Origin of the sequence: Dactylosporangium sucinum (assembly GCF_014647515.1) — a bacterium.
Classification (GTDB): Bacteria; Actinomycetota; Actinomycetes; order Mycobacteriales; family Micromonosporaceae; genus Dactylosporangium; species Dactylosporangium sucinum.
This window is the reverse complement of record NZ_BMPI01000005.1, coordinates 105,755-117,277: the sequence shown is the minus strand read 5'-3', so window position 1 is coordinate 117,277 and position 11,523 is coordinate 105,755. Positions and strand designations below refer to the sequence as shown.

General features: G+C 72.9%; 7 protein-coding genes. 4 read left to right on the top strand and 3 right to left on the bottom strand.

Features of this window, described 5'->3' with window-relative positions; all coding sequences use genetic code 11:
- Positions 1-184: 184 nt before the first annotated feature.
- From IEZ31_RS06315 to IEZ31_RS06305, 3 genes are all read left to right on the top strand, one after another.
- Positions 185-712 (top strand): YbhB/YbcL family Raf kinase inhibitor-like protein, encoded by a 528-nt coding sequence (locus tag IEZ31_RS06315; RefSeq protein WP_190248784.1) that lies wholly within the window; start codon positions 185-187, stop codon positions 710-712.
- 114 nt (positions 713-826) lie between these two features.
- Entirely contained in the window at positions 827-1,219 is a 393-nt protein-coding gene (locus tag IEZ31_RS06310; RefSeq protein ID WP_190248783.1) for a hypothetical protein, read from the top strand.
- A 19-nt stretch (positions 1,220-1,238) separates the two neighbouring features.
- The gene (locus IEZ31_RS06305; protein ID WP_190248782.1) at positions 1,239-4,301 is read left to right on the top strand and encodes an ATP-binding protein; all 3,063 of its coding nucleotides are present in this window, start codon (positions 1,239-1,241) and stop codon (positions 4,299-4,301) included.
- Here IEZ31_RS06305 and IEZ31_RS06300 read toward each other — a convergent pair.
- The gene (locus IEZ31_RS06300; RefSeq protein WP_190248781.1) at positions 4,279-4,638 is read right to left on the bottom strand and encodes a VOC family protein; all 360 of its coding nucleotides are present in this window, start codon (positions 4,636-4,638) and stop codon (positions 4,279-4,281) included. The two genes, IEZ31_RS06305 and IEZ31_RS06300, sit on opposite strands and share 23 nt — an antisense overlap.
- Before the next feature lie 140 nt (positions 4,639-4,778).
- On the opposite strand from IEZ31_RS06300, the gene acnA reads away from it, so the two are divergent.
- Entirely contained in the window at positions 4,779-7,553 is a 2,775-nt protein-coding gene (gene acnA, locus IEZ31_RS06295; RefSeq protein WP_190248780.1) for an aconitate hydratase AcnA, read from the top strand.
- A 56-nt stretch (positions 7,554-7,609) separates the two neighbouring features.
- Here the strand turns inward: acnA and IEZ31_RS06290 are convergent, their stop codons facing one another.
- Both IEZ31_RS06290 and IEZ31_RS06285 read right to left on the bottom strand, forming a co-directional pair.
- Positions 7,610-8,041, bottom strand: a complete 432-nt coding sequence (locus tag IEZ31_RS06290; protein WP_190248779.1) for a peptidoglycan-binding domain-containing protein — start codon at positions 8,039-8,041, stop codon at positions 7,610-7,612.
- 496 nt (positions 8,042-8,537) lie between these two features.
- Positions 8,538-11,507: an Hsp70 family protein gene (locus tag IEZ31_RS06285; RefSeq protein WP_190248778.1), complete on the bottom strand. Its 2,970-nt coding sequence runs from the start codon at positions 11,505-11,507 to the stop codon at positions 8,538-8,540.
- Positions 11,508-11,523 lie beyond the last annotated feature (16 nt).

Here is an 11,523-nt window from a genome sequence, read left to right as displayed (position 1 = left end):
GCGCCACGCGCGGGACGAGGGGTAGCCCGTCCCGCTACGCCCACAAAGCACCCAAACGCGGGTAAGAGGGACAAATTTGTCTGGCGCCGGGCCGAAGGCGCGAGAAAACAGCGTGCGACTTGAAGCGCACGATCGTTGGGTAAGAGGATTCCGGAGACAGCACAGCACATCGCGAGGAGAACGCATGTCTGACCGTCCGCGCCCGCCGTCACCCTACGACTTCCTGCCCGCGGTGCCGGCGTTCACGCTGACCAGCGAAGACCTGACCGATGGCGGGACGCTGCCGGACGCCCAGGTGTACGAGCGGGGGAACTCCTCCCCGCATCTCGCCTGGTCGGGCTTTCCGGCGGAGACGAAGAGCTTCGCGCTGACGTGCTACGACCCGGACGCCCCGACGGGCGGCGGGTTCTGGCACTGGCTCGTCGTCAACCTGCCCGTCGGCGTCACCGAACTGCCGAGCGGAGCGGGCACCGGCGACAAGGACGGGCTGCCCGACGAGGCGGTCCACCTCAAGAACGACTACGGCAGCCGCGACTTCGGGGGCGCCGCGCCGCCGAAGTCGGACGCCCCGCACCGGTACTTCTTCGCCGTGCACGCGCTCGACGTCGAGTCCCTCGACCTGGACCCGAACTCGAGCCCCAACGTGGTCGGGTTCAACGTGACCGCCCACACCATCGCGCGGGCGCTCCTGGTGTCCGAGTTCGGCTTCTAGCAGCACAGGCGCCGCCCGCAACCCCCGGGGAGCGGGCGGCGCCGTTTGTCCGACGGGCGACCGAAGGCCGCAGAGGCAAGCCGTTTGCAAGCGGCGCGACGGATGCTGTTCACCGTGAACGCACTGATGCTGATCCGGCGGGTGCCGGCGGGACGGGACGCCGTGACCCGGCGTGTCCTGGCGGAGTGGAAGAACTCGCCGTTGGACGAGCCGGCGCTGGAGTGGTGGGAGCTCGTGGACCCCGCCGGTGAGGACGATCAGCCGCCCGGGGCGCTGGCGGCCGTTCGCCTGGACGGCGACTCCGTCCGACTGGTCTTCTTCGCGACGCCGCCCGGCCGCCGGGACCGCGCCGTTCAGTTGCTGATCGCCCTGGTGGATGCCCTGCGGTCGACCTCGGCCCGTACGCTCGTGGCGGCGCCACCGGCGGCCGACTCGGACATTCCCGGCATTCTTCGCGAAGCCGGGTTCCAGCCGGTGGCGAACGGCCTGGAGGCCGTGGACCTGTAGGTGAAGGGGTGGGCGCCGGATGGAGTTCCGCATCCTGGGCCCGCTCGAGGTGGTCACCGGCGACGGCGCCCCGGTCGACCTCGGCACCCCGAAGCAGCGCGCGGTCCTGGCCATGCTGGCCGCGCAGCCCGGCCGCACGGTCTCCGTCCAGCGCCTGGTCGAGGAGCTGTGGGCCGACGAGCCCCCCGAGCGCGCGACGGCGTCGCTGCAGGCGTACGTCTCCCGCCTGCGTCGCGCGCTCGAGCCGGGCCGCACGAGCCGGGATCGCTCGGCGGTCCTGGTGAGCCGGGCGCCGGGGTACTTCCTGGCGGTACCGCACGAGGCCGTCGACGCGTCCCGGTTCGCCGCCGCGGTGGCCGCCGCCCGATCGGCCGGCCCCTCGGAGCAGACCGTCCAGCACCTGACCACGGCCCTGGACCTGTGGCGCGGCGACCCCCTGCCCGAGCTGGGCGACTCGCCGCTGGCCCGGGCCGAGCGCTCCCGCCTGCAGGAGCTGCGCTTCTCGGCGATCGAGGAGCGCAGCGCCGCCCTGCTCGCCCTCGACCGCCCGGCGGAGGTGATCTTCGCCAGCGAGTCGATCCTGGCCGAGGCGCCCTATCGCGAACGGGTCTGGGGCCAGCTCATGCTCGCGTTGTACCGCACGGGCCGCCGCGCCGACGCCCTGGCCACCTACGGCCGCGCCCGCACGCGACTCCTGGAGGAGCTGGGCATCGAGCCCGGCCCCGCGCTCCAGGACCTCGCCGAGGCGCTGCACAAGGGCCTGTCGGCGACGAAGCGTCCCGCCCGCCCCAAGCCGCGCCTGCCGGATGTTCCGGAAATCTCGGAACGAGGCAGCGAACTCGTGGGGCGAGAAGCCGAGCTCGCCGCCGTCGAGCGGATCCTCGAAGGTCCCCCGCGCGGATCGCTGCTGCTCATCTCGGGCAGCCCCGGCATCGGCAAGTCCGCCCTCCTGCGCCACCTCGCCCGGCGAGCCGCCGAGGAAGGCGCCGCCGTCGGGGTCGGGAACGGGGTCGACGGAGTGCCGCCGCCCGTCTTCCTGCCGTGGGCGCAGATCCTCCGCGGGCTCGCGGCCGACGACCAGCAGGGGCTCGCCGACGCCTTCGCGCCGCACGGCAATCTGCCCGCCGTCCTCGACCCCACGCTCGCCGAGCGGCTGCCGCTGCCCGCCCCCGAGCGGCTGGCCGACGCCGAGCTCGCCCGCTCCCGCCTGTACCGGGGGCTGGTCGACGGCCTCCGCCGGCTCGCCGAGCGGCGGCGCGTGGTCGTCGTCGTCGACGACGCGCACTGGCTCGACGGGCCGTCGACCGTCCTGCTGACCATGATCGCCGACCCGGCCGGCCCGGTGCTCGTCGCCGTCGGGTACCGGGAGGCCGAGCTCGCCGCCGAGGCGCCCTTCGCCAAGGCGCTGGGCGAGCTGGTCGCGCAGGCACATGCGGTACACCTGCCGCTCGAAGGACTGCGGAGCACGGAGGTGGCCGAGCTGGCCCGGCGGGCGGCCGGGGCCGCGGTGCCGGACGAGACGGTCGAGGTGCTGGTCGACCGGACCGGCGGCAACCCGTTCTTCCTCGTCGAGCTGCTCCAGGTGCTGGCCGCCGAGCACGCGCTCGACCCCGCGGCGGCGCGCGACCGGGTGCCGGTGCGCGTGCAGGAGGTCGTGCGCCGGCGGCTGGCCCGGCTGCCCGACCAGGCGAACGCGGTCCTCGCCGTCGCGTCTGTTCTCGGTCGCGATTTCGACGTCACGGTACTGCGGGAGCTCACCGGCATCGACGAGCTCGACCTGTACGACACGCTGGACACGGCGCTGGTCAGCGGCATCCTCACCGAGGGCGACCCCGGACGGCTGCGGTTCTCGCACGACCTGGTGCGCGAGACGGCGTACCTCGACCAGGGCCCGCTGCGCCGCGCCCGCCTGCACGCCAAGGCGGCGAAGGCGCTGGAGAACCGGGCGGGGCCGACCGAGCAGGCGGCCCACCTGCGGCTCGCCCTGCCGGTGGTGAGCCCGCTGGAGGTCGCGCGGGCGCTGGCCGCCGCGGCCGGCGAGGCGTACGACCGGACCGCGCACGACGCCGCCCGGGCGCTGCTCGACGAGGCCCTCGACCTGCTGGGGCGCGCACCGGTCACCGAGGAGCGCGACGTGCTGGAGCTCGACCTGCGGGTCCGCCTCGCGTACCTGCACCAGACGATCGACGGCTACCTGGAGCCGCCGGTCGCCGAGCAGTTCGCGCGAATGGCGCCGGTGCTGCTGCGCACCCGGCCGACCATCGCGATCCTGCCCGCGCTGTGGGGGTACGCCTCCTTCCACACCGCCTCCGGGAACCACGACCGCGCCGTCGAGGTGGCGCGGTCCGCGGGCGGGGCCGAGCCGTGGGCGCGGATCGTCGCCGACGTGCACGAGGCCCACGCCGCCTGGACCGACCTCGACCTGGCGGGCTCGCGCCGGCTGTTCGAGCGGGCCGTCGAGGCGCTGCCGGCGCAGGACCTGCCGCTGTTCCCGATCGTCAACTGGGACCCGGTCGCGGGCATCCAGGGGCCGCTCGCCCTCATCTGCGCGATGCTGGGCGACGAGGAGGCCGCGCGGGCGCACCTGGCCGCGATCCGCCCCCGGCCGGAGGCGTTCCAGCGGATGTACCTCAGCCACTACGCGGCCATCGTGGCCGTCGAGCGGGCCGACCCCGCCACGGCGGCCTCGGTGTCGCGGCTCAGCCTGTCGCTGGCCGAGCGCGGCGGCAACCCGGAGTACCGCGCGTTCTCCCAGATCCATCTGGGCTGGGCCGAGGCGGCGGCGGGCGTGGCGACGGGCGTGGCCCGGATCGAGGAGGGCCTCGCCGCGCTGGGCGACAACGCCTGGCGGCGCCCCCGCCTGTTCATGCTGCACGCCGACGCCCTGCTGGCGACGGGCGCCGTCGGCCAGGCGGCCGAGGTCGCGACGCGAACGCTGGAGCGCGGCCTGACCGGCGAGGGCCGGTACGTGCTGGCCGACCTGCACCGCATCCGCGGCGACCGGCGGGAGGCGGCGCGGCTGGCCCGCGAGATCGGCTACGTCGCGGCGCTGCGGAGGGCTACTCCGCCGTCTTCGGCGTGAGGAACTCCAGGCGGTTGCCGTGCGGGTCGAACGTGTGGAACCGGCGGTACCCCGGCAGCTCGTCGCTCCAGGTCAGCTCGTGCCCGGCCGCGGCCAGGCGCGCGGCCAGCCCGTCGAGATCGGGCCACAGCATGCCCGGGTGCGCCTTGCGGGCCGGGGCGAACGGCTCCTCGACGCCGAGGTGCAGCTCCAGCCCGTACCCCCGGAACCAGCAACCGCCCCGGTTCGCGAGCGCCGGCGGCTTCGGGATCTCGGCGAGCCCCAGCAGGTCCGCGTAGAACCGGCGGGAGACGTCTTCGGAACCGGCCGGGCAGGCCAGCTGGACGTGGTGCAGCATGCCCACAGCTTGGTACAGGACTTGCCCCGAAAACAAGACGGACGTACGGTTTTCTTGAAAATCCGGCCCCGCGGGGTGCGTGACACCGCCGCTGGGGAAGACTTGGCCGTGAGACACCCGCCTGATTTGAGGAGTACGCCGTGGCGAGCCTCGACACGTTCGGAGCCAGAAGCCAGCTGAGCGTCGGCGACGCCAGCTACGAGATTTTCAAGATCGGCAAGGTCGAGGGCGCCGATCGGCTGCCGTACAGCCTGAAGATCCTGCTGGAGAACCTGCTGCGCACCGAGGACGGCGCGAACATCACCGCCGACCACATCCGCGCGCTGGGCGCCTGGGAGGCGTCCGCCGAGCCCAGCGTCGAGATCCAGTTCACCCCGGCCCGCGTGCTGATGCAGGACTTCACCGGCGTGCCGTGCGTGGTCGACCTGGCCACCATGCGCGAGGCCGTCGTCGAGCTGGGCGGCGACCCGACCCGGGTGAACCCGCTCGCCCCGGCGGAGCTGGTCATCGACCACTCGGTCATCGCCGACCTCTTCGGCCGCCCCGACGCCTTCGAGCGCAACGTGGAGCTGGAGTACGGCCGCAACAAGGAGCGCTACCAGTTCCTGCGCTGGGGCCAGACCGCGTTCAACGAGTTCAAGGTCGTCCCGCCGGGCACCGGCATCGTGCACCAGGTGAACATCGAGTACCTGGCCCGGGTGGTCATGCCGCGGGGCGGCCAGGCCTACCCGGACACCGTGGTCGGCACCGACTCGCACACCACGATGGTCAACGGCCTGGGCGTGGTCGGCTGGGGTGTCGGCGGCATCGAGGCCGAGGCCGCGATGCTCGGCCAGCCGGTGTCGATGCTCATCCCGCGCGTCGTCGGGTTCAAGCTCTCCGGCGAGCTGCCCGAGGGCACCACCGCGACCGACCTGGTGCTGGTCATCACCGAGATGCTGCGCAAGCACGGCGTGGTCGGCAAGTTCGTCGAGTTCTACGGCCCGGGCGTGAGCGCCGTGCCGCTCGCCAACCGGGCGACCATCGGCAACATGAGCCCGGAGTACGGCTCGACCGTCGCGATCTTCCCGATCGACGACGAGACCATCAAGTACCTCAAGCTCACGGGCCGCGACGAGGCGCAGGTGGCGCTCGTCGAGGCCTACGCCAAGGAGCAGGGCCTGTGGCACGACCCGGCCGCCGAGCCCGACTACTCGGAGCGGCTGGAGCTGGACCTGTCCACGATCGAGCCGTCGCTCGCCGGCCCGAAGCGGCCGCAGGACCGCGTGCCGCTGAAGTCGGCGAAGCCGCTGTTCCGCTCGGCGCTCGGCAGCTACGTCGCCTCCGACGACGGCGGCGTCGAGGGCCCGCAGGACGAGGCGAGCGCCGAGTCGTTCCCGGCCAGCGACCCGCCCGCCAACGAGGTTTCGGCGAACGGCGACAAGCCGCACGAGCTGGTCTCGGCCGCCCGCGGCGCCAACGGCCGCCCGTCGAAGCCGGTCCGCGTCGACGACTTCGAGCTCGACCACGGCGCCGTCGTGATCGCCGCGATCACCTCCTGCACCAACACCTCCAACCCGCAGGTCATGATCGGCGCGGCCCTGCTTGCCCGCAACGCCGTCGAGAAGGGCCTGACCCGCAAGCCGTGGGTCAAGTCCACGCTCGCCCCCGGCTCGAAGGTCGTCACCGACTACTACGACCGGGCCGGCCTCACCCCGTACCTCGACAAGCTCGGCTTCAACCTGGTCGGCTACGGCTGCACCACCTGCATCGGCAACTCCGGCCCGCTGCCGGAGGCGATCAGCGCCGCCGTCAACGAGCACGACCTCACCGTCGTCTCGGTGCTGTCCGGCAACCGCAACTTCGAGGGCCGCATCAACCCCGACGTGAAGATGAACTACCTGGCCTCGCCGCCGCTGGTAGTCGCCTACGCGCTCGCGGGCACGATGGACATCGACCTGACGAGCGACCCGCTGGGCACGGGCTCCGACGGCCAGCCGGTGTACCTGCGCGACATCTGGCCGAGCCCGAAGGAGATCGAGGAGACCATCGCGACCGCCATCGGCAGCGACCTGTTCTCGACCCGCTACGCCGACGTCTTCGCCGGCGACGACCAGTGGCGCTCGCTGCCGACCCCGACCGGCGACACCTTCGAGTGGGCCGCGGACTCGACCTACGTCCGCAAGCCCCCGTACTTCGAGGGCATGGCCACCGCGCCGTCCCCGGTCAGCGACATCGGCGGCGCCCGCGTGCTGGCCAAGCTCGGCGACTCGGTCACCACCGACCACATCTCGCCGGCCGGCTCGATCAAGGCCGACTCCCCCGCCGGCAAGTACCTGGCCGAGCACGGGGTCGACCGCAAGGACTTCAACTCGTACGGTTCCCGCCGGGGCAACCACGAGGTGATGATCCGCGGCACCTTCGCCAACATCCGCCTGCGCAACCAGCTCGCCCCCGGCACCGAGGGCGGCGTGACGATCAACCACCTCACCGGGGACCAGGCGACGATCTACGACGCCTCCGTCGCCTACGCTTCGGCCGGTGTACCGCTGGTGATCCTGGCCGGCAAGGAGTACGGCTCGGGCTCGTCCCGCGACTGGGCCGCCAAGGGCACCGCCCTGCTGGGCGTCCGCACGGTCATCGCCGAGTCCTACGAGCGCATCCACCGCTCGAACCTGATCGGCATGGGCGTGCTCCCGCTGCAGTTCCCGCAGGGCCAGACGGCCGACTCGCTGGGCCTGACCGGCACCGAGACCTTCACGGTCACGGGCGTCGAGGAGCTGAACGAGGGCCGCACCCCGCGCACGGTCAAGGTGACGACGGACACCGGCGTCGAGTTCGACGCGGTGGTCCGCATCGACACCCCCGGCGAGGCGGACTACTACCGCCACGGCGGCATCCTGCAGTACGTCCTGCGCAAGATGATCGAGGCGTAGGGTTCCCCGTTGCGTTGCGGCGGGCCGTCCACTGTGGATGGCCCGCCGCCCTCGTTTCACAAGCGGTAGCAGTCCCAGCTGATGCCGGTCGTGTGGAAGATGCTGTTCGCCGTCACCCAGCCGTAGACGCCGTCGGCCGTGACGTCCCACGGCACGCGGGTGTCCTCCAGCTTCTGCACCTGGCGCAGGGCCTCCTTGGTGATCGGCCCGAACTGACCGTCGTCGTCGACCTCGTACGGAAAGCCGATCGACCGCAGGTAGTCGCCGTAGCAGTAGTTCAGCGACATCTGCAGGATCCGGACGCCCCAGCCGGTGTGGCCGGTCTGCATCCAGCAGTGCTCGTTACCGTTGTACGCCGGCACCTTGATCGGGCCGTCCTGCACGTAGTTGTTGCAGACGGGCACGGCCGCGCTGGCCGGCTCGGCGACCACGAACGCCGTCGCGAGCCCGACGACGACCGCGACCACCACACGCGCAAGCTTCCGCATGACACGTTCCTCCCCATGATTGACATGCGTGACCTTCAATATGTCAACCATGGATGGACGTCGCTGCCCCGACGGACATGTCGGACTAGGGTCCGTTTCGCGGACGGCGGTCGGCCACGAGACGACGTCGGGACTCCGTCCGGCGCCTCCTCATGATCGATGGAGAGTTCCGGTCGCCATGGCAGCCAGAACGCTCCATCGATCATGGGCGCCGCGCGCCGGCCACGCCCCGACCCCTCGCAGACCAGCCACCGACGCCCGCCGACCCCATGATCGTGGGAACCATCTGGCCCGCCCCCGACAACCAGACGCTTCCCACGATCATGGACCGCCCAGCCAGCCACGAACCGAACAGCCGCAGGCGAGCGCAGCCGAGCGCAGCGGACCCGGCCGGCGCGCGGCGCGGGCGGCGCTGGCGCGGGCGGCGCTGGCGCGGGCGGCCCCCGACCGGCCCTGCCCCGAGGCACCCGAGGCGCGCCGCAGCCCCGCCCCGCGTCTACTTCGGCGCGGGCACCTCGAACCGCCACACCTTCTTCAGCTTGTCGTCGTCGAACACCACCACCGCGTTGTTGCTGAGGGAGACGTTCGTGACGATGGTGGCGCCGTAGTCGGCCGAGCCGATCACCTTGCCGTCGCCGACGTTGGCGACGGCGACCTGCCAGGCCGAGGCGGCGCCCCGGATCGTGACCATGGCCACCCGGCCGCCGGAGCCGGCGTAGGCGGTCTTCGACGTCAACCCGTCGCCGATCGTGTGCTTCGCCTTGCCGGTCGCGGGGTCGATGACCGCCGGGTCGTCGACCGAGGTGAACGCGCCGCCGCCGAGGACGAGCTGCCCGTCGAGCACGTACCACCGCGGCTCGTCGCCGATGGGGTTCGTCCACTTCTCCTTGCCGGAGGCAACGTCGATGCCGACGACGCGGTAGTTGAGGCCCTGCTCGCCCAGCGCGCAGATCAGCGTCTGGCCGCACGGGCGCATGTCGTCGATCTCGACGCCCGCCGGCGTCCTGAAGTCCCACGCCTTGCTGAAGTCGGCGAGCTTGTAGCCGGTGATCGAGTTCGACGTGTCGGGCGTCTTGACCACGATCATGCCGTTGTAGACCAGCCACGGGTCGCGCATCTCGACCTCGATCGGCGCCGAGCCCTTCGGCTGGCCGCTGGCGAGGTCGACCTTGGTGAGCTTGCCACCCTGGTCGAGCTGCACGGCGACGGCCGGGTCGGCGGCGATCGTCTCCTGGAACGGCATCCAGCCGTTGAAGTCCAGCTCGTACGACGGCACCGGCCCCACCGAGGCCTGGCCCGGCCACGTGAGCGCCGGACGCGCGGTGCGCATGCCGTTGATGGCCGTGCTGTTGATGCCGGGCCGCGACCACTTCGACTGGCCGGTGCGCAGGTCGACCCGGTGCAGCGCCGGCTTGCTGCCGCGGAACTCGCTGACCGCGTCGGTGCCCTGGTAGAACAGGTCGAGCCGGTTGTCCCAGGCCTGCGTCCAGAGCACCTTGCCGCCGTCCTTGAGGTCGGCCACCGCGCGCGAGTCCTGGTCGCCGCGGGTGGCGTCGCTGTCGCCGTCGATGATGAGCAGGTCGCCGACGGTCTGCAGGTGGAGCTCGGTCGGCTCCATCGAGATGATCTGCTCCCACAGCTGGGCACCCGCCGGCGCATACGCACGGAGGTGCGTCTTGCCCTCCAGCGTCGCGGCCACGTAGACCACGCCGTTGCCGGCCAGCGCGGTGACCGTCCCGGCGGTCTCGAACGACAGCGGCTCGCCCGCCTTGAGGCCCTCGGCCTTCGGGTGCTTGAGCTCACCGTTCTCGTCGGTGGGCGTGACGCCCGGGAAGTTCTCGGTCGCCGACTCGAACTGGTCGCCGATCCAGCCGAACACCTTCGTGCCGCCCCACAGGCAGCCGCCGACGAGCGACAGGACCAGCACGAGCGTGACCCAGGGCCAGACCCGCCGCCGCGGCCGAACCACGATCGGCACCGGCGGCGGCGCCGTCGTGGGCCCGCCGAACGTCGGCGGCACGGGCCCGGCCGGCCCGCCGAACCCGCCCGGCGGCGGCATCGCGCCCGGCATCCCCGGCCTGGGCGCGCCGGCGAACGCGGCCGGCGCCCCGGCGAACGGGCCGGCGCCCGGCGACGACGGCGCGGCCGGCGACCCCGGATATGCCCCGGTGCCGGGCGAGGCCGGTGCCGAGGCCGGCGGCCCGGACATCGGCGAGGCCTGGGCGGGCGCCTGCGCGGCGAACGTCTGCGAGGCCGCGACCCCGAACGCCCCGGTCCCCGGCGCGGCGGGCATCGACGACACCGGAAACGGCGTGCGGGGCTGGAAGCCCGGCGACACCGGCGTGGCCGAGACCGGGCCGGACGCGGGCGGCGGGGTGTCGAACTGTTGGCCCTTCGCGCCCACCGCGAGCATGCCGCCATACGCGACCGGCAGCTCCGGCTGCTCCGGCACGACAGGAGCAACCCCGAAGCGGGCGTGCAGGCGGCTCGCCACGAGCGGGATGCGGCTGGAGCCGCCGACCAGGAACACGCCCGCGAGCTGGCGCACGTCGACGCCGGCCCGCTCAAGGACGCGGCGGGTCTCGTCGACGGCGCGGTCGATGAGCGGGCCGGCGACCCGCTCCAGTTCCTCGCGGGTGAGGTGGAGGGCCTCCTCGGTGCCGGGGACGTGGATCGGGGCGGAGGCGGCGCGCGACAGCATCTCCTTGGCCGCGCGGACCTCACTCCACAGCGCGCGGCGGTCGCGGTGGGCGGCCGGGGAGTCCGGGTTGGACAGGCGCTGCCACAGCTCCGGGTGGCGCAGGCTGATGAGCTGGCCCAGGTGGCCGACGAGGGCCGCGTCGATGTCGACGCCGCCGAGGTCGTCGAGGCCGCCGACGCCCATGACACGCAGGCCGTCGAACTCCCGCCGGACGACGGAGACGTCGAGCGTGCCGCCGCCGAAGTCGAACACGGCGAGCGACTGCAGCGGGGCGACCTGCTGGCCGAGCACGCGCAGGCAGTAGGTCGCGGCGGCGATCGGCTCGTCGACCAGGACGACCGGGCCCAGGTTGGCCGCGCGGGCGGCCTCCAGCAGCACGTTGCGCCGCTGGCCGCCCCAGTCGGCCGGGCAGGTGAGCACGGTCGAGCCCACCGGGTTGACGCCGGCCTGCAGCGACTCCTCGGCGGCCCGCCGCAGCAGCGAGGCGAGCATCTCCACGACGGTGACCTCGACCTGCCCGAGCAGCACCGAGCCCTCGTCGACCGAACGCTTGGGATAGGGCTCGAAACGCTCCGGGGCGAGCTGGCTCAGCCGCTCGGCGTCGCGCCCGACCGACAGCTTGCCGTGCTCGTCCGCGTAGATGCCGGAGGCCATGACGGGCGAGCCGTCGAACAGCAGGGCACGGGGGGCCTCGTCGCCACGGCGCACCACCGCCACGGTGTGGCAGGTGCCAAGATCGATCGCGAGACGATGGGTCGGCGCCACGCCGCTCACCTCCAAA